This window comes from Micrococcus sp. 63XJN7_6_ISO-PGPR-S23-444 (genome assembly GCF_058072765.1).
Map to the genome: position 1 here is coordinate 41,768 of NZ_CM176516.1, position 17,626 is coordinate 59,393.

A 17,626-nucleotide genomic window follows, 5' to 3' on the forward strand; every position below is an offset into this window, starting at 1 on the left:
TCTGTTGCGCATCCGACCCTTCCGGCGGGCGGGGACGCCCCCAGAAGGGTCAGAGACGCAGAAGATCCCGGTCGCCTCAGAGCAGGCCCAGCCCTCGCACGGCGTCGCGCTCGGCCTCCAGCTCGGCGACGGTCGCAGCCAGCCGCCCGCCCTCACCCGGCAGCACGGACTCGTCCGGCTCCAGCCCCGGCACGATCCGCCACGCGGTGCCGCCGTCGGACGTCACGGGGAACGAGCTGATCAGCCCCTCCGGCACCCCGTAGGAGCCGTCCGAGACCACCGCGGCCGACGTCCGGCGCGGCGCCCCGTCCGCGTCCGCACCGGTGCCGAGGGTCCAGTCGCGCATGTGGTCGATCGCCGCGGATGCCGCCGACGCCGCCGAACTCGCCCCGCGCACCTCGATGATCTCCGCGCCCCGCTTCGCCACGCGCGGCACGAACTCCTCGCCCGCCCACGCCGGATCCACCACCTCGAGCGCCGGCCGCCACGTCCCGTCCACCCGCACGCGGGCGTGGGTGAGGTCCGGGAACTGGGTCGCGGAGTGGTTGCCCCAGATCGTCACACCGGCCACGTCCGTCACCGCGACGCCGGCCCGCGCCGCCAGCTGCGCCACGGCCCGGTTGTGGTCCAGCCGGGTCAGCGCCGTGAAGCGCTCGGCCGGCACGTCCGGGGCGTGGGCGGCGGCGATCAGCGCGTTGGTGTTGGCCGGGTTCCCGACGACGACGACCCGCACGTCCTCCGCCGCGTGGTCGTTGATCGCCCGGCCCTGAGGGCCGAAGATCCCCCCGTTCGCCTCGAGCAGGTCGCCCCGCTCCATGCCCTTCGTGCGCGGCCGCGCGCCGACGAGCAGCGCGTGCTGGACCCCGTCGAAGGCGCGGGCCGGGTCGTCCGTGACCTCCACGTCGGCCAGCAGCGGGAAGGCCGCGTCGGCGAGCTCCATGGCGGTGCCCTCCGCGGCGCCCAGGGCGGCCGGGATCTCGAGCAGGCGCAGCCGGACCGGGGTGTCCGGGCCGAGCATCCCGCCGGCGGCGATGCGGAAGAGCAGCGCGTAGCCGATGTTGCCGGCGGCGCCGGTGACGGTGACCGTGCGGGGCGTCGTCGACGCGGGGTCCGGGGCGGTGTCCTGTGCGGTGGTCTGCTGTGCGGTGTCCACGCCCCCATCGTGCCCCCGCTCGCCCGCGGAGGACACCCCGGCCCGCCGCACGGCCCCGGCCTAGACTGAGCGCATGCCCGCCCTGCCCCTGCCCTCGCGCCGTCCGCGGATGATCGCGACGGACCTGGACGGCACCATCATCGGGTACCGGCACACGCGGTCGGGGCGCCTGAGCCCGCGCACCATCACGGCGCTGCGGGACGCCCACGACGCCGGCGTCGAGGTGGTGTTCGTGACCGGCCGTCCCCTCCGCTGGCTCGGCCCGCTGAGCGCGCAGCTCGGCCCCGTCGGACCGGTGATCTGCTCCAACGGCGCCGTCCTCGTGGACACCGCCACGGACGACGTCCTGATCGCCCACCCCATGCCCGTCGAGGCCGTGTGGACAGCCACGGACCGGCTGCGCGCCCTGGACCGCACCGTGTCCTTCGGCGCCGAGACCCTCGAGGGCTTCTTCTGGGAGCACGCGTTCTCCGAGCGCGCCGAGTTCCGGGCCGAGGTCCACGCGGCGGCCACGCTCGAGGCCGCGCTGCCGGGTCGGCTGGGCGTGGTGAAGCTGCTGGCCCGCTCGGACACCCTGGCCCCGGACGCCTTCCTCGCCGCGGCCCGCGCCGAGCTGGACGAGCTCGTGAGTGCCACGCACTCCGCGCCCGGCATCGCGCTCGTGGAGATGTCCGCCCCGGGCGTGCACAAGGCCGCGACCCTCGCCGAGTTCGCCGCGAGCCGGGGGGTCGCGCCGGTCGACGTCGTCGCGTTCGGGGACATGCCCAACGACCTGGAGATGCTCCAGTGGGCTGGTCTCGGCCTGGCCGTGGCCTCGGGCCATCCGTCGCTGCTGGCCGCGGCGGACGGCGTGGTCGGGGCGTGCGACGACGACGGGGTGGCCGCCACCGTCGAACGCCTGCTGGAGCTGCCCACGGACTGAGCCGCGGGCCACCCCCGGCGGGTCAGAGGAACTCGTACGGGTCGAACGCCTCGACGTCGATCACGCGCAGGCGCGGCAGGGACGAGTCGAACGCGCCCACCGCGTGCTCCAGGTCGAAGAACTCGACCCCGGGGATGCGGCGCAGCTCGTGGGAGAGGAACTCCTCGAAGCCCATGATCCCGGTGCGTCGGCCCGGCGTGGCCGCGAGGTCGGTGAGCTGGGGGGCGAAGTCGGCGTCGTGGCTGACGAGGACGACGTCGTCCTCCCGGCCCAGCAGCGCCTCCGCGGTGCGCTGGATGCCGATGTCCACGACCTTGCCCTCGCCCCGCAGCATGATCGGCTGGAAGCCGAGGGCGGTGAGCGCCTGGACGAACGGGATGGGGATCTCACCGTCGATGGCGAGGAAGAACAGGCCCTTGACCGGCTGGTCCCAGCGGTCCTCGAGGTAGCCGAGCAGGCGCTTCCAGCGTGGCCGCTCGTCGGGCTGGGGGCGCCGCTGCAGGATGGACGTGCCGAGGGTGGCGTCGATGTTCTCGCCGTCGATCAGCAGGTAGGTGGTTCGCTCGCTCACGCTCTCGAGGCTACCCGCTGGGGTGGACGTCGGTCAGCGCGCGCGGTCGAACGGGGCCGTCAGCAGGCGGACGACGCCCTCCAGCGGCCCCGCGCGGAACGGGCCGATACGCACGACGGCCCGCCACAGCAGCGGCAGCAGCAGCGCGCCGGCCACCAGCACGGCCAGGTTGAACCACGTGTCGTCCGTGCCCGTGGCGCTGCGCCACGGCCCGGGTCCGAGCCCCCGCACCCAGCCGAGGTACCACAGGTGCGCCACGTACACGGACAGCGTCATCGCGCCGGGCACGGCCAGCAGCCCGGCCCACCGCGGCGCCAGGGCCGCGCACCCGCCGAGCACGATCAGCACGAGGCCCGTGTCCAGCAGGGCCTCCGCCGGGGTCGCCGTGTAGGGCACGGGGGCGGCGCCGGTCCGTGTCCGGGACAGGGCGAGCACGACGCCGGCCAGCGCGATCCCCCCGGCCGCCCAGGCGAGTCCCGTGAGCCGTGCGCTCCGGGCCGGGGCCGCCGTCGTCGTGCCGTGGACGGTGGCGACCAGCACCGCCCCCAGCAGCGCCCACGCGAGGAACAGGGGGAGGCGGTACGGGCCGTCCGTGAGGAACGCGGAGACCCACGGGGTCAGCGTCGCGCGGCTCAGCCCGAGCGCCTGCGCGGCGGGGACGAGCCGGTCGACGACGTCGGCCGTCGGTGTGGCGGCGAGCAGGAGGCCGCCTCCGCCGGCCAGGACGGCGAGCACGAGGTGCGCGGCGAGGGGGAGGGCGGCCAGCAGTGCCATGAGCACCGTGAGCACAGCCAGGTGCGCCAGCACGTTCACGACGGCCGCCCCGAAGAGCCCGGTCAGCCACGCCGCCCCGCACAGGGCGGCCGCCCGCACAAGCGCGCGGGGCACGGCCCGGCCACGGCCCAGCCACTCCGCCTCGAGGCGCGCGCCCACGCCCACGAGCGCCGCGAACAGGGGCGCGGTGAGGTGCTCGGAGAGGTGGAGCACCCCACCCGGGCCGCCGGCGGGCGCCGTGTGGGCGACCATCATCGCGACCAGGGCCAGGCCGCGCGCGACGTCCACCCAGACCAGGCGGCCCCGGGCGGTGTGGGTGGCGGCGGGAGCGTGGGAGGAGGGGGCGGGCACGGCGACCTCCGAGGTGGGGGACTCAGTCCAGGACGCGGGTGAGGTCGGCGTCCTCGTAGCGGACCGGCTTCGAGCCGGTGACGAGCTTGTGGCCGAGCCACAGCGCGAGGAACAGGGGCAGGCCGATGTACGCGCTGGCCACGGCCACGAGGTCCACGTCGCCCATGAACGCCTGGTAGTTCTGGCCGAGGATCACGACGGCGCACATGACCAGCGCGACGATCGGGCCCAGGGGGAACAGGAAGGCGCGGTAGGGCAGGTCCTTCGGGTCGTGGCCCTGCGCGACGTAGGCCCGCCGGAACCGGTAGTGGCTCCAGGCGATGCCCATCCACACGATGAACCCGGCCAGGCCCGAGGCGGAGACGAGCCACACGTAGGCGGCGCCGTCCCCGATGAACGTGGTCAGGAAGCACGCCGCGCCCACCGCGGTGGTGGCGTAGAGGGCGTTCATGGGCACGCCGCGCCGGTTCACCTTCGCCAGGAAGCGCGGGGCCTTGCCGGAGTCGGCCAGGGCCCAGAGCATGCGGGTGGAGGCGTACAGGCCCGAGTTGCCCGCGGAGAGGATGGCCGTGAGGATCACGGCGTTCATCACGGAGGCGGCGGCGAGCACGCCCGCGTTCTCGAAGACGAGCGTGAACGGGGAGATCGAGATGTCCTCGACGTCGCTGCCCAGCAGGTGGGGGCTGGTGTAGGGGATGAGGAAGCCGACGACGGTGATCGCGCCGACGTAGAAGAGCAGGATGCGCACGAACACGGTGCGGATCGCCTTGGGCACGTTCTTCTCCGGGTCCTCGGCCTCGCCCGCGGCCACGCCGACCAGCTCGGTGCCCTGGAAGGAGAAGCCGGCCACCATGAAGATCGCCAGGATGCCGGCGCCGCCGCCCACGAAGGGGGCCTCGCCGTCCGTCCAGTTGTGGAAGCCGGGGGAGGAGCCGCCGAGGATGCCGACGATCATCAGGACGCCGAGCACCAGGAAGATCACCACCGTGGCGACCTTGATGAGCGAGAACCAGAACTCGCTCTCGCCGTAGGCGCGCGTGGAGAGGGCGTTGAGGCCGAAGAGCAGCGCGAGGAAGATCGCGGACCAGATCCACGAGGGCACGTCCGGGAGCCAGTACCGCATGATCAGGGCCGCCGCGACGAGCTCGGCGGCCACCGTGATCGCCCAGTTGTACCAGTAGTTCCAGCCGATGGCGAAGCCGAACGAGGGGCTCACGAAGCGGGTCGAGTACTCCTCGAACGCGCCGGAGACCGGCAGGTACGTGGACATCTCGCCGAGCGACTGCATCAGCAGGAACACCATGAAGCCGATGGCCACATAGGCCACGAGGGCGCCACCGGGGCCGGCGGTCGCGATGGTGTTGCCCGAGGCCACGAACAGGCCCGTGCCGATGGCGCCGCCCATCGCGATCATCGTCAGGTGCCGGGACTTGAGGGTGCGTTGCAGGGAGCCGCCCTCATGGGTGGCGTGGGCGGCGGAGGCGCGCGGCGTCGACGGGGACGTCCGGGGTGCGCTGGTGTCCACGGTGGCCTTTCGGTGGAGGAGCGGTCGGACGCGCGTCGAAGGCCGCGGCGTCCCACCCTGCTGCACGGTGGTAGAAGGGTATCCCGGCCGGGCGCGTCCGTCAGACGGCGGGGACGAGTTCGGCGCGCAGCGCCGCCGTGAACGCGTCCACGTCCTCCTCGGTCGTGTCGAAGCCGCACACCCAGCGCACCTCGCGGCGCGCCGCGTCCCAGTCGTAGAACCGGAAGCGGGCGCGCAGCCGGTCGGCCACGCCCTCGGGCAGGACGGCGAACACGGCGTTGGCGTCCGTGGCCTGCGTGAACTCGACGCCGGCCAGCGAGCCGTCGGCGACCCCCGCCTCGATGCCGGCGCGCAGCCGGGCGGCCATGGCGTTGGCGTGGCGGGCGGAGCGCAGGTACAGGTCGCCGTCGAACAGGGCGAGCAGCTGCGCCGAGATGAAGCGCATCTTCGAGGCCAGCTGCATCTGGTTCTTGCGCAGGTACACGAGGCCGTCCGCGGCGTCCGGGTCGAGCACGACGACGGCCTCGGCCAGCAGCGCCCCGTTCTTGGTGCCGCCGAGGGAGAGCACGTCCACGCCGACGTCGGTGGTGAAGGCGCGCAGCGGCAGGCCCAGGGAGGCCGCGGCATTGGCGATGCGGGCGCCGTCCATGTAGACGCGCATCCCGTGCTCGTGGGCGTAGTCCGTGATGGCCTTGACCTCGTCCGGGGTGTAGACCGTGCCGAGCTCGGTGGACTGGGTGAGGTAGACGACCAGGGGCTGGGCGCGGTGCTCGTCACCCCAGCCCCAGGCCTCGGCGGCGATCAGCTCGGGGGTGAGCTTGCCGTCGTCGGTGGCCACGGGCAGCAGCTTGATGCCGGCGGACTTCTCGGGCGCGCCGCCCTCGTCCACGTGGATGTGCGCGGTGTCCGCGCAGATCACCGCGCCCCAGCGGGGCAGCATGGCCTGGAGCCCGACGACGTTCGCCCCGGTGCCGTTGAACATCGGCCACACGGTGGCGTCCTCGCCGAAGTGCTGGGCCACGACCTCCTGGAGGCGGGCCGTGTACACGTCCTCGCCGTAGGCGACCTGGTGGCCCCCGTTGGCCTCGGCGATCGCCGCGAGCACCTCCGGGTGGACGCCGGAGTAGTTGTCCGAGGCGAAGCCCCGCTCCTGCGGATCGTGGATCCTCTGCATGTCAGTCCGTTCCCTTCTCCTGGAGCGTGAGGACGGCGTCGTTCAGCGCGCCCGCCTCAGCCTCCCACAGTCGCGTGTACTCCTCGGCCAGCCGTGCCTCGAGCCCGGCGAGGGAGGTCACGCGGAACACGACGGCCGCCGAGCGCAGCGGGGTCCCCGCGTCCCGGGCGGCCTTGGCCCAGCCCTGCGCCACCGCGCGGGTCCATGCCTCGCTCGCCGCCTTCACCGCGGCGTAGTTCGCACCGCCGGCGAGCGGCCGGGTCACCGCCGTGGACGAGACGATCGCGAGGCGACCGGCGGACGAGGCCCGCAGGTCGTCGTCGAGGGCCCGGCTCACGTGCCGCAGCGCCGTGAACGAGGCCTCGAGGGCGCGGTAGTCCTCCTCGGTCTGGCCGGCGAGGCCCCCGCCGCCGCGCCAGCCGCCCACCAGGTGGAGCAGGCCGTCGATCCGGGTGCCGCGGGCGTGCAGGTCCTCGACGAGGCCGCGGACGGCGGTCTCGTCCGTGAGGTCCAGGGCCGCGGTCTCGGCGCCGAGTTCGGCGAGGGGGGCGAGCTTCGCGGCGTCGCGCCCGGTCGCGACGACGTGCGCGCCGGCGTCGAGGAGGGTGCGGGCGGCGGCCCGGCCCGAGGCGCTCGTGGCGCCCGCGATCAGGACGGCGCGGTCGGTCAGGGCGGCCACGGGTCAGGCGTCCGTGCCGCGGATCCCGGCGGTGGACTCGATGACGCCGCGCATCTTCTTCTCGAGGGCCTCGAAGAACATGGACAGCGGGAACTCGTCGTCGAGCACGAGGTCGGTGTAGCCCTTGGGTGGGCCGGCGAGCACCTCGCGCGGCAGGCCCTGCGCCCACACGGAGGCCGGGTGCGGGGTGACCACGGAGGCGACGAGCTCGTAGGCCTGGAGCCAGTGCACGGTCTTGGGGCGGTCGATGGACTCCCAGTAGAGCGTGTCGATGGCGTCGCCCAGCTCGACGACGGCGTCGGCGAGCCGGTCCCAGTCCACGCTGAGCTCGACGTCGCGCCACTGGATCACGTCCTTGCGGTGCAGCCAGGCGAAGAGCAGCTGGCCGCCGAGGCCGTCGTAGTTGCGGACGCGGGAGCCGGTGAGGGCGAAGCGGAAGACCCGGTCGAAGAGGACGGCGTGCTGCACGAGCCCGGCGTGGCGGCGGGTCTGCTCCTCGAGCGCGGTGAGCTGCTCGCCGGCGGCGGCGCGCGCCGTGAGGCGGCGCTCGATCGCCACGCACTCGCGGAAGGCGGTCATGTCGCAGCGCATCTCCTCGAGCGTGTAGAGGAAGAAGGGCATGCGCTGCTTGATCATGAACGGGTCGAAGGGCAGGTCGCCGCGCATGTGCGTGCGGTCGTGGATGAGGTCCCACATCACGAAGGTGCCCTCGGCGAGCTCCTGGCTGGAGAGCAGTTCGGCGAGCTCGGCCGGGAGCTCGAGCTGGGTGACCTCGGCGGCGGCGGTGACGACCCGACGGAAGCGGGCGGCCTCGCGGTCCTGGAAGATGGCGCCCCACGTGAAGGTGGGGATCTCGCGCATGGCCACGGTCTCGGGGAAGAGCACCGCCGAGTTCGTGTCGTAGCCGGGGGTGAAGTCGATCAGGCGCAGGGAGACGAAGAGGCGGTTGCCATAGTCGCCGGCCTCGAGCTCGGCGATGAACTCGGGCCAGATGGTCTCGACGATCAGGGCCTCCACGTGCCGGTCGGGGGAGCCGTTCTGCGTGTACATCGGGAAGACCATGAGGTGCCGGACGCCGTCGACGCGGTGCTCCTGCGGCTGGAAGGCGACGAGGGAGTCCAGGAAGTCGGGTTCGGCGAAGCCGCCGTCAGCCCAGCGCGCGAAGTCGCGGGGCAGGGCGGCGAGGTAGGCGGCGTCGTGCGGGAAGAGCGGGGCGAGCTCCTCGACGGCGGCGACGATGGTCTCCACGTGCTCGCGCGCGGCGGCGTGGTCCGCCGGGTCCGGGATGGAGCCGTCCTTGACCTGCAGAGGCTGCAGGGCGGTGGCGGCGGCCTTGAGGCGGAGCCAGGCCGGGTGGGTCTCGACGGTGCGCGCGTCGGCCGGGGCCTCCGAGGCAACGCCGTCGGTCCGGGCGGGCTGCAGAGTGGTGGACATGGAACCTTCCTGAGGTCGAATCGCCGGAAAATATCCGGTGATGCGGATCACTTGCCGGAAGGGTTCCATGAGGGCATGGGGCTGTCAACCCGGCGGCCGGGGCCGGCTGATAGCGTGCGGCGCATGGACGACCCTGTCGACGGGCGGCTTGCGGCCGCCGTCTCCCATGACCCGCGCGCCACGCTCGCCCAGCTCTCCGAGCGGGTCGGCCTCTCGACCTCCGCCGTGCAGGCGCGCCTGCGCCGGCTCGAGAGCACGGGCGTCATCACGGGCTACCGTGCGCTGCTCGACCCCGAGGCCGTGGGCAGGCCGCTCTCCGCGTTCATCGAGATCAGCCCGCTGGACCCGCGCCAGCCCGACGACGCCCCCGAGCTCCTCGAGTCCATCGCGGCGATCGAGGCGTGCCACTCCGTGGCCGGCGACGCCGCGTACATGCTCTTCGTGCGCGTGGGCTCACCGCGCGAGCTCGAGGCCCTCGTGACGGAGATCCGACAGACGGCGTCGGTGTCCACCCGGACCATCGTGGTGCTGCAGACCTTCTACGAGCACCGTCCCATGCTGGAGCTCCCGGTCGAGGACTGAGGGCGGGCGCTTCGGCCCCTCCGGTCACGCGAGAGGTCGGAATGAGGGCGGATCTGACGCTCATTCCGACCTCTCGCGTTCCCGGCTGCGGCAGTGAGTACCCCACCGCCCGTCCCGCTACGGTGATCCCGTGCGTCCGACCTCGCCCCGTCCCGCCCCCGCCTACCTCACCGACTCCGTCCCCGCCCGTCGCGGCCACCCGCTGGGGTTCGCCCACCGGGGCGCCGCCGTCGACCGGGAGAACTCCCTGGCCGCGTTCGTGGACGCCCACGCCGCCGGATTCACCTACCTCGAGCTGGACGTGCGCACCACGGCGGACGGCGAGCTCGTCGTGTTCCACGACGAGACCCTGGACCGCGTCAGCACGGGCCGCGGCCGGCTGCGCGACCACACGTGGGAGCGGCTGGCGGACGTCACGGTCGGCGGGGAGCCGCTGCTGCGCTTCACCGAACTGCTCACGGCGCTCCCCGAGGCGCGCCTCAACGTGGACCTCAAGGACCGCGCGTCGGCCCCGGCCCTGGCCCGCATCCTCGCCGAGCACGGCGCGTGGGACCGCGTGCTCGTCGCCTCGTTCCACGACTCGCGGCGCCGCCTCTTCCGGCGCGCCCTCGCCCGCCTCGGCCACCCCGAGCGGGCGTACGGGCCGGAGCGGGTGGCGACGTCGGGCGGGGCGGCCGCCATCGCGGCGCTCGTGACGCTGGGCCCGCTGGGACTGACCCGCTGGCTGCGCCGGTGCGCCCTCGACGTCGACTGCGTGCAGGTGCCCGTCCGGCACGGCCGCGTGCCCGTGGCCACCGCCGACTTCGTGCGGCGGTGCCACGCGGCGGGCCTGCCGGTGCACGTGTGGGTCGTGGACGAGCCCGCGGAGATCGAGCGCCTGCTCGACCTCGGCGTCGACGGCGTCATGACCGACCGCGCCGACGTCCTCGCTGAGGTCTACGCCCGACGCGGCTTCTGGCCGCAGCGCTGATCCCCGCCCCCTCAGAGCATCTTCGGCAGCAGCGCCCGCTTCATCCGCCCGTACGGCGGGTACGCGGTCTTGAGCGTGTCCACCTGGTCCGACTTCGTGATGGACGGGCGCAGGTGGGAGAACGTCTCGAACCCGTGGATGCCGTGGTACGCGCCCATCCCGGACGCGCCGATCCCGCCGAACGGCAGCGTCGCGATGCCGGCGTGCAGCAGGCCGACGTCGTAGCCGAGGCCGCCGGCCTGCACCTGGTCGTCGAACGCGCGGTGGTAGCTCGGCCGGTCCGTGAAGAGGTAGGCGGCCAGCGGGTGCGGGCGCTCCGCGATGAAGTCCAGGGCGTCCTGGAAGGTGTCCACGGTCAGCACGGGCAGGATCGGGCCGAACAGCTCCTCCTGCATGAGCGCGCCGTCGGGCCGCACGCCCGTCACCACGGTCGGCGCCATGTACCGTCCTGCCACATCCACGTCGCCGCCGACGAGCAGCTCGGCGCCGGCGTCGAGGTCCGTCTGGAGCATCTCCCGCAGCCGCTCCGCGTGCTCGGCGGAGATGAGCCGGCCGTAGTCCTTCGACGCGCGGGGGTCGTCGCCGTAGAACTCGCGCAGGGTTGCGGGGAGCTCGGCGGTCACCTGGCGCAGCGCGGCCTCGCCGACGGCCAGCACGTAGTCCGGGGCCACGCACGTCTGGCCCGCGTTGGTGAACTTCGCCCACGCGATGCGGCGGGCCATCGCTCCCGTGTTCCGCGACGGCGTCACCACCGCCGGCGACTTGCCGCCCAGCTCGAGCGTCACGGGGGAGAGGGTCTTCGCCGCCGCCTCGTAGACGATCCGGCCCACGCGCTCCCCGCCGGTGTAGAGGATGTGGTCCCACGGCTCCGCCAGCAGCGCGGTGTTGCACTCCTTGCCGCCCGCCACCACGGAGACCAGCGCGGAGTCCAGGTACTGCGGCACCAGCTCCCGCAGCGCCGCCGCCGTGGCCGGGGCCTTCTCCGACGGGCTGAGCACCACCGTGTTGCCGGCCGCCAGCGCACCCACGACCGGGGCGAGCGCGAGCTGCACCGGGTAGTTCCACGCGCCGATGACCAGCACGAGACCCTTGGGCCGCGGCCTGACCTCCGCGCTCGCGGGCCGCAGGGCCAGCGGCAGCTTCACGGGCCGCGGCTCCATCCAGTCGGTCAGGTGCAGCAGCGCGTGGTCCACCTCGGAGCGCACCGAGACGATCTCCGTGATCAGCGCCTCGGTGGCCGGCTTGCCCAGGTCCGTGCCGAGCGCCGCGACGAACCGGTCCGCGTGCTCGGTCAGCATCCGCTTCAGGCCCTTGAGCTGGCGCACCCGCACCGCGCGCGGGTGGGCGGCGCGGGAGCGGGCGGCGGCGCGCAGCCGCTCGACGGCGGCCCGCGGCTCCTCGGGTCGGGGCCCGGCCGGCGCGATCGGCAGGGCCTCGGTGGGCAACGGCTCGCGGACCGGATCGTCGGCGGGGGAGTCGGGGGAGTCGGTGGTCAGGCCGGGGGGCTGCGTGCTCATGCCGGCCACGCTACCGAGCGGCCCTGTGCGGCGGCAGGGCGGGGCGCCGTCGTCGTCCTCCGGCCGCTGGTGCCGCCCCGACGGGCGCCACGGCGTTTTCGTTCGGGAAACGGCGCACGCGCCCCGCTGTTTCCCGAACGAAAGCGGTGCGACACGCCGCCGTTTCCCGAACGAAAGCGGACGGGGGGAGGGGAGATGGGGCGGGGGTCAGCCGATGACCGCGTCCACCAGCCGCTGCGCCTCCGCCTGCACCTGCGTCAGGTGCTCGGGGCCGCGGAAGGACTCCGCGTAGATCTTGTAGACGTCCTCGGTGCCGGAGGGCCGCGCCGCGAACCACGCGTGCTGCGTCACCACCTTGAGCCCGCCGATCGGGGCGTCGTTGCCCGGGGCGTTGGTCAGCGTCGCGAGGATGGTCTCGCCGGCCAGCTCGGTCACGGGGACGTCGTCGGGGGAGAGGGTCTTCAGCTTCGCCTTCTGCTCGGCGGTCGCGGGGGCGTCGATGCGCGCGTACGCCGGGTCGCCGTGCAGGGCCACGAGGTCGCGGTACCGCTCGGACGGGGACTGGCCCGTCGCGGCGATGATCTCCGCGGCCAGAAGGCACAGCAGCAGCCCGTCCTTGTCCGTGGACCACGGGCTGCCGTCGAACTGCACGAAGGACGCGCCCGCGGACTCCTCGCCGCCGAACACGCCGGTGCCCGTCAGCAGGCCCGGCACGAACCACTTGAAGCCCACCGGCACCTCCACGAGCTCGCGGCCCAGGTCCCCGGCCACGCGGTCGATCATCGAGGAGCTCACCAGGGTCTTGCCCACGCCCGCGCTCTGGGGCCACTGCTCGCGGTGGCGGTACAGGTAGTCGATGGCCACCGCGAGGTAGTGGTTCGGGTTCATCAGCCCGCCGTCGGGGGTGACGATCCCGTGCCGGTCCGCGTCGGCGTCGTTGCCGGTGGCGACGTCGAAGGGCGCCTGCCCGTCCGCGTCCGGGGTCATCCGCTCGATCAGCGAGGCCATCGCGTTCGGCGACGAGCAGTCCATGCGGATCTTGCCGTCCCAGTCCAGGGTCATGAACCCGAACCGCGGGTCCACCTCCGGGTTCACCACGGTCAGATCCAGCCCGTGGCGGTCGGCGATCTCGCCCCAGTAGGCCACGGACGCCCCTCCCATGGGGTCGGCGCCGATGCGCACGCCCGCCTCTCGGATCGCCTCCACGTCGATCACCTGCGGCAGATCGGACACGTACCGGTCCAGGAAGTCGAAGCCGCCCAGCTTCGCGTGGCCGGCGACGTCGGCGCTCGCTACCCGGTGCACGCCCGCCAGCCCGGCGGCGAGCAGCTCGTTGGCGCGGTCGGCGATCCACGTGGTCGCCTCGGTGTCCGCGGGGCCGCCGTGGGGCGGGTTGTACTTGAAGCCGCCGTCCGCGGGCGGGTTGTGCGAGGGGGTGATCACGAGGCCGTCCACGAGGCCGGCGTTGTCCCCGTCCACCGCAAAGCCCGACGGCGACAGCTCGCGCCCGGCGTTCAGGTGCAGGATCGCGTGGGACACGGCGGGGGTGGGCGTGTAGCCGCCGCGGGAGTCGACGAGCACCTCGACGTCGTTGCCGAGCAGCACCTCGACGGCGGTCTCCTGCGCGGGCCCGGACAGGGCGTGCGTGTCCTTGCCGACGAGGACCGGCCCCGTGATCCCGTGGTGCGCGCGATACTCGACCACGGCCTGCGTGATGGCGGCGATGTGGTCGTCGTTGAACGAGGTCGTGAACGCGGAGCCGCGGTGGCCGGAGGTGCCGAACACGACCTTCTGCGCCGGGTCCGTCACGTCCGGGTGACCGGTGCGGTACGCCTCCAGGAGGGCGTCGACGTCGATCAGGTCCTGCGGCAGGGCGGGGGTGCCGGGACGCTCGGAGGGGGGCAGGGCGGCGGTGTTCTCGGTCATGTGCCACACCTTGGCACGGGCGGGCGGACGGGGGAAGACGCGCGGCCCAGCGGGACGACGCCGGCGGTCACCCTCGGCAGCCGGCGCACAGCCCCCAGTAGTAGACCTCGGCCTCGTCGACCGCGAAGCCGTGGTCCTCGGGGGCGTCGAGGCACGGGGCGGAGCCGGTGCGGCACGGCACGTCCACGACCGTGCCGCAGCCGCGGCACACGAGGTGGTGGTGGTTGTCGCCCGTGCAGATCTCGTAGCGGGCCGGGGAGCCGGCGGGCTGCAGGGAGCGCACGAGCCCGGCCTCGGTGAGCGCGTGGAGGCAGTCGTAGACGGCCTGGTGCGAGGTGCCGGGCAGGGCCCGACGCACGGCGGCCAGCACGGTGGACGCGTCCGCGTGGGGGTGGTCGGCGAGGGCGGTCAGCACCGCGAGGCGGGGCCGGGTCACGCGCAGGCCGACGCCGCGCAGCAGCGTGCGCTCGTCCTCGTCCCGCGTCGTGGTCTCCATGCCAGTCGATCCCATCCGGTTCTCTGGAACATGTCAAGAAAGAGCGGGCCGCTTCGCCCCCGGCGCACCGGCCATTCCCCGCCGTCCCCGTGCTGACTACGGTGAATCCTCGACCCCGGGGCGCACCGGCCCGGGCGCCGTCGACGAGGAGGTCCCCACCCATGGCCCAGCCCGAGCCCGTCCGTCTCGTCCCGGGTGGAGCCGTGGACCGCCCGGCCGAGCAGGCCCTCCTCGCGGCCGCCGCGGCCTGCGGCGGCGACGTCGACGCGATGGTCGAGCTGCTCCGTGCGGCGTCCGGCGCCGCGTCCGACGACGACGCCGCCCCGCTCGACCTGCCGCTGACCGGCGCGGGGCGCACCCGGGAGCAGTGGGAGCTGCTCGCCTCCGTCGCCGCGCAGGACCTCTCGGCCGCCCGCGTGCTCGAGCCCCATCTGGACGCGCTCTCAATCCTGTCCCAGGCCGGCGTCCCCGCCCCGGCCGGGTTGCTCGGCGTCTACGCCTCCGAGTCCGGCGGCCGCACCCCCGCCCTGCGCCCCGTCCCGGACGGCCCCGACACCGCCTGGCTGCTCGACGGCGAGAAGCCGTGGTGCTCGCTCGCAGACCGGTGCGCGGCCGCCGTCGTCACCGGCCGGGAGGCGGACGGCACCCGCCGTGCCGTGCTCGTGGACCTGTCCCACCCCGGCGTGGCCGAGACCGACTCGGCCTGGCCCGCGCTCGGCCTCGCCCCGATCCGCACGGTGGGCCTGGCCTTCGACGCCGTCCCCGGCAACGCCGTCGGCGGCGCCGAGTGGTACCTGCGCCGGCCCGGCTTCGCGTGGGGCGGCATCGGCGTGGCGGCGGTGTGGTTCGGCGGCGCCGTCGGCATCGCCCGCACCCTGCGGAACGCCACCGCCGCCCGCGCGGCCGCCGAGGCCGAGGGCCGCGGACCGGGCCCGGACCAGATCGGCCAGGCCGCGCTCGGCCGCGTCGACCGGCTGCTCCATGCGATGGCCGCCCTGCTCGCCCGTGCCGCCGACGACGTGGACGCCGGCCGCCTGGACCACGGCCGCGGCATGGTCGAGGCCGACCGGATCCGCGGCACCGTGGCGCAGCTGTGCACCGAGGTGATGGACGTCGTCGGGCAGGCCACCGGCCCCGGCCCGCTCACCGGCAGCGCCGCGCACGCCCGCGCCGTGGCCGACCTGCAGGTCTACCTGCGCCAGCACCATGGACACCGCGACGACGCCCGGCTGGGCGCCGCGCTCCTGACCGGCGAGACCGACGGCGGCTGGACGTGGTGAGCTTCTCCCACACCGACGACGGCACGTCCGAGGCGGCCTGGGCCGAGGGCGGCGTCGGTGAGCTGCCGGAGCTGCGCCTGCCCGTCTGGGACGCGCAGACGCTGCTGCTCGTGGCCGTGGCGCACCCGGACGACGAGACCCTCGCCGCCACCGGCCTGATCCGCTCCGCCCTGCGCGACGGGGCACGCGTGCACGTGCTGGTCGCCACCGCCGGCGAGGCCTCCCACCCGCACTCGCCCACGCACACGCCCGAGGACCTGGTCCGGCTGCGCCGGGACGAGATGGAGCACGCCCTCGACGCCCTCGCCGCCGGCCTGCCCGCCTCCGCAGGCCCCGGCTCTCCGGCGCGGGACCGGCTGACGTGGGCGTCCCTGGCCCTGCCCGACTCCGGCGTGGCCGAGCACGAGGACGCCGTGCGCGACGCCGTCGCCGCGGCCCTCGACGCCCACCCCGGCCCCGCCGTGCTCGCCTCCCACGACCCGGGCGACGGCCACGCGGACCACGAGGCCGTGGGCCGGGCCGTCGGCGCGGTCGCGGGCGAGTGCGACCTGCCGCTCTACGCCTTCCCCATCTGGTTCTGGCACTGGGCCGACCCGGCCGACCTGCCCGCCCGCCGCTACCGACGGCTGCCGCTCACCGACGACGACCGTGCCGCCCGCCGTGCCGCCCTCGACGCGCACGCCTCCCAGGTCCGGCCCCTCTCCGCCGCGCCCGGCGACGAGGCGATCCTGGGCCCCGCCGTGCTCGCCCACCACGAGCGCCCGTTCGAGGCCCACCGCGTCTCCGGCCCCGACGACGCCGACGCCCACCGGGCCGCCGCCGTCTTCGATCGGCTCTACCGGGCCCAGGAGGACCCGTGGCGCTACCTCAGCTCGTCCTACGAGGCCCGCAAGCGGGCGCTCACCCTCGCCGCCCTGCCCCGGCCCCGCTACGGGACCGTGGTCGAGGCGGGCGCGTCCATCGGCGTGCTCACCGCGGACGTGGCCGCGCGCGCGGACCGCGTGGTCGGCCTCGAGGCGTCCTCCACCGCCGTCGAGCGCGCCGCCGCCCGGCTGGCCGGCGCGCCGCACGCCGAGGTGCGCCGAGCCGTGCTGCCCGCGGACTGGCCGGCCGACGTCGCCGGCGCGGACCTCGTGATCGCCTCCGAGATTGGCTACTTCCTGCAGCCCGAGGAGCTCGACGCGCTGATCGACGACGCCGACGCCGCGCTCGCCCCCGGCGGCGAGCTGCTGCTGTGCCACTGGCGCCACCCCATCGAGGGCTGGCCGCTGGACGGGGACGCCGTGCACGCGCGCGTCGCCGCCGACCCGCGCTGGCGGCTGCGCACCGAGCTCGTGGAGGACGACTTCCGGCTCAGCCTCCACGTGCGGGCCGCCGCCGCGACCCACGCCGTCGTCGTGGTGCCCGCCAAGGACGAGCAGGAGCGGCTGCCGGCCGCGCTCGCGGCCCTCACCGCCGCCCTGGACCGCTGGGAGGAGCACCACGCGCAGGGCACGGCCGCGGTCGTGGTCGCCGCGGACCGCTGCGACGACGCCACGGTGGCCGCCGCCCTCGAGGCCCGCGCCGCCGACCCGCGCATCCACGTCCTCGAACTGGGGGAGCCGACCGCCGGGCAGGCCGGCGTCGGGCGGGCCCGCGCGGAGGGTGCGCGCCGGGCCCGCGCGCTGTTCCCCGACGTGCCCGCCGAGCGCCTCTGGCTCGCCTCCACCGACGCGGACAGCCGCGTCCCCGCCGACTGGCTGCTGGCGCAGACCGTGGCCGCCGGCCGCGACGAGGCGCTCGTGCTGGGCACGGTGGACGTGCGCCAGGGGCCGCTGCGGCAGGCCTGGCTCCGCGGCTACCGGCACGAGGAGGGGCACGCGCACGTGCACGGGGCGAACCTGGGGCTGCCGTGGTCGCTGTACGAGGCCGTGGGCGGGTTCCCGCCGGTGGCCGAGCACGAGGACGTCGGCCTGGCCGCGGCGGTGCGGGCCCTGGCGGGGGAGCGCGACGGCGGTGACGGCCGCCGGGTGCGCGTGATCGCCACCGACACCACCCGCGTGCTCACCTCGTCCCGCCTGGAGGGGCGGACCCCCGGCGGGTTCTCCGGGCACCTCAAGGCCGTGGGCCGGCCCGGGTGAGGCCGGCCGTGGAACAGGGGGTGCGGGTCCGGGCCGGGTCCGGGGGCACCGCCTAGATGTTGTGGGTCATGAGGTTCTTGACATGGGTACCGGGCTGAGATGAGACGAGTGGGCCTCTCCCGCAGGATGGAAGTTCCTACACCACCGACCTG

General features: G+C 74.7%; 15 protein-coding genes. 5 read left to right on the forward strand and 10 right to left on the reverse strand.

Going from position 1 to position 17,626, the window contains the following annotated elements; genetic code table 11:
• Positions 1–76: 76 nt before the first annotated feature.
• On the reverse strand, positions 77–1,153 hold the full coding sequence (locus tag AC3RJ9_RS00195) for a malate dehydrogenase (RefSeq protein WP_061867207.1): 1,077 nt from the start codon (positions 1,151–1,153) through the stop codon (positions 77–79).
• A gap of 73 nt (positions 1,154–1,226) precedes the next feature.
• Between AC3RJ9_RS00195 and AC3RJ9_RS00200 the strand changes: the two genes are divergently transcribed.
• Positions 1,227–2,075 (forward strand): HAD family hydrolase, encoded by an 849-nt coding sequence (locus tag AC3RJ9_RS00200; protein WP_061867208.1) that lies wholly within the window; start codon positions 1,227–1,229, stop codon positions 2,073–2,075.
• A 22-nt stretch (positions 2,076–2,097) separates the two neighbouring features.
• Here AC3RJ9_RS00200 and AC3RJ9_RS00205 read toward each other — a convergent pair whose 3' ends face one another.
• From AC3RJ9_RS00205 to AC3RJ9_RS00230, 6 genes are all read right to left on the reverse strand, one after another.
• The gene (locus AC3RJ9_RS00205; RefSeq protein WP_002858225.1) at positions 2,098–2,646 is read right to left on the reverse strand and encodes an NYN domain-containing protein; all 549 of its coding nucleotides are present in this window, start codon (positions 2,644–2,646) and stop codon (positions 2,098–2,100) included.
• A 33-nt stretch (positions 2,647–2,679) separates the two neighbouring features.
• Positions 2,680–3,771, reverse strand: coding sequence for an acetyltransferase domain-containing protein (locus AC3RJ9_RS00210; protein ID WP_061867209.1), 1,092 nt, complete (start codon positions 3,769–3,771; stop codon positions 2,680–2,682).
• A 22-nt stretch (positions 3,772–3,793) separates the two neighbouring features.
• Positions 3,794–5,296 (reverse strand): amino acid permease, encoded by a 1,503-nt coding sequence (locus tag AC3RJ9_RS00215; RefSeq protein WP_061867210.1) that lies wholly within the window; start codon positions 5,294–5,296, stop codon positions 3,794–3,796.
• Positions 5,297–5,396: 100 nt separating this feature from the next.
• Positions 5,397–6,470: a threonine aldolase family protein gene (locus AC3RJ9_RS00220; protein WP_061873126.1), complete on the reverse strand. Its 1,074-nt coding sequence runs from the start codon at positions 6,468–6,470 to the stop codon at positions 5,397–5,399.
• Between the two features lies 1 nt (position 6,471).
• On the reverse strand, positions 6,472–7,149 hold the full coding sequence (locus tag AC3RJ9_RS00225) for an SDR family NAD(P)-dependent oxidoreductase (RefSeq protein ID WP_061867212.1): 678 nt from the start codon (positions 7,147–7,149) through the stop codon (positions 6,472–6,474).
• A gap of 3 nt (positions 7,150–7,152) precedes the next feature.
• Positions 7,153–8,583, reverse strand: a complete 1,431-nt coding sequence (locus AC3RJ9_RS00230) for a DUF6421 family protein (RefSeq protein WP_061867213.1) — start codon at positions 8,581–8,583, stop codon at positions 7,153–7,155.
• Positions 8,584–8,706: 123 nt separating this feature from the next.
• Here AC3RJ9_RS00230 and AC3RJ9_RS00235 point away from each other — a divergent pair, with 123 nt between their 5' ends.
• Positions 8,707–9,165 (forward strand): Lrp/AsnC family transcriptional regulator, encoded by a 459-nt coding sequence (locus tag AC3RJ9_RS00235; protein WP_061867214.1) that lies wholly within the window; start codon positions 8,707–8,709, stop codon positions 9,163–9,165.
• A gap of 130 nt (positions 9,166–9,295) precedes the next feature.
• Positions 9,296–10,135 carry a glycerophosphodiester phosphodiesterase family protein gene (locus AC3RJ9_RS00240; protein WP_061867215.1) on the forward strand — a complete coding sequence of 280 codons (840 nt, stop codon included), beginning with the start codon at positions 9,296–9,298 and terminating at the stop codon, positions 10,133–10,135.
• 11 nt (positions 10,136–10,146) lie between these two features.
• On the opposite strand, the gene AC3RJ9_RS00245 is transcribed toward AC3RJ9_RS00240, so the two are convergent.
• The 3 genes from AC3RJ9_RS00245 to AC3RJ9_RS00255 form a co-directional block, all read right to left on the reverse strand.
• Entirely contained in the window at positions 10,147–11,652 is a 1,506-nt protein-coding gene (locus tag AC3RJ9_RS00245) for an aldehyde dehydrogenase family protein (RefSeq protein ID WP_061867219.1), read from the reverse strand.
• Positions 11,653–11,859: 207 nt separating this feature from the next.
• Positions 11,860–13,578 carry a phosphoglucomutase (alpha-D-glucose-1,6-bisphosphate-dependent) gene (gene pgm, locus AC3RJ9_RS00250; protein ID WP_061867216.1) on the reverse strand — a complete coding sequence of 573 codons (1,719 nt, stop codon included), beginning with the start codon at positions 13,576–13,578 and terminating at the stop codon, positions 11,860–11,862.
• Between the two features lie 67 nt (positions 13,579–13,645).
• Positions 13,646–14,074 (reverse strand): Fur family transcriptional regulator, encoded by a 429-nt coding sequence (locus AC3RJ9_RS00255; RefSeq protein WP_061867217.1) that lies wholly within the window; start codon positions 14,072–14,074, stop codon positions 13,646–13,648.
• A 161-nt stretch (positions 14,075–14,235) separates the two neighbouring features.
• On the opposite strand from AC3RJ9_RS00255, the gene AC3RJ9_RS00260 reads away from it, so the two are divergent.
• Positions 14,236–15,354, forward strand: coding sequence for an acyl-CoA dehydrogenase family protein (locus AC3RJ9_RS00260; protein WP_061867218.1), 1,119 nt, complete (start codon positions 14,236–14,238; stop codon positions 15,352–15,354).
• Positions 15,351–17,474 (forward strand): PIG-L family deacetylase, encoded by a 2,124-nt coding sequence (locus AC3RJ9_RS00265; RefSeq protein ID WP_061867220.1) that lies wholly within the window; start codon positions 15,351–15,353, stop codon positions 17,472–17,474. Before AC3RJ9_RS00260 ends, AC3RJ9_RS00265 begins: the two co-directional genes overlap by 4 nt.
• Positions 17,475–17,626: the final 152 nt, after the last annotated feature.

Excerpts from the sequence above, each read along its gene's own strand:
- AC3RJ9_RS00200 (WP_061867208.1), top strand. The coding sequence starts at position 1,227 with ATGCCCGCCCTGCCCCTGCCCTCGCGCCGTCCGCGGATGATCGCGACG.
- AC3RJ9_RS00220 (WP_061873126.1), bottom strand. The coding sequence starts at position 6,470 with ATGCAGAGGATCCACGATCCGCAGGAGCGGGGCTTCGCCTCGGACAAC.
- AC3RJ9_RS00230 (WP_061867213.1), bottom strand. The coding sequence starts at position 8,583 with ATGTCCACCACTCTGCAGCCCGCCCGGACCGACGGCGTTGCCTCGGAG.
- AC3RJ9_RS00235 (WP_061867214.1), top strand. The coding sequence starts at position 8,707 with ATGGACGACCCTGTCGACGGGCGGCTTGCGGCCGCCGTCTCCCATGAC.
- AC3RJ9_RS00245 (WP_061867219.1), bottom strand. The coding sequence starts at position 11,652 with ATGAGCACGCAGCCCCCCGGCCTGACCACCGACTCCCCCGACTCCCCC.
- pgm (WP_061867216.1), bottom strand. The coding sequence starts at position 13,578 with ATGACCGAGAACACCGCCGCCCTGCCCCCCTCCGAGCGTCCCGGCACC.
- AC3RJ9_RS00255 (WP_061867217.1), bottom strand. The coding sequence starts at position 14,074 with ATGGAGACCACGACGCGGGACGAGGACGAGCGCACGCTGCTGCGCGGC.
- AC3RJ9_RS00260 (WP_061867218.1), top strand. The coding sequence starts at position 14,236 with ATGGCCCAGCCCGAGCCCGTCCGTCTCGTCCCGGGTGGAGCCGTGGAC.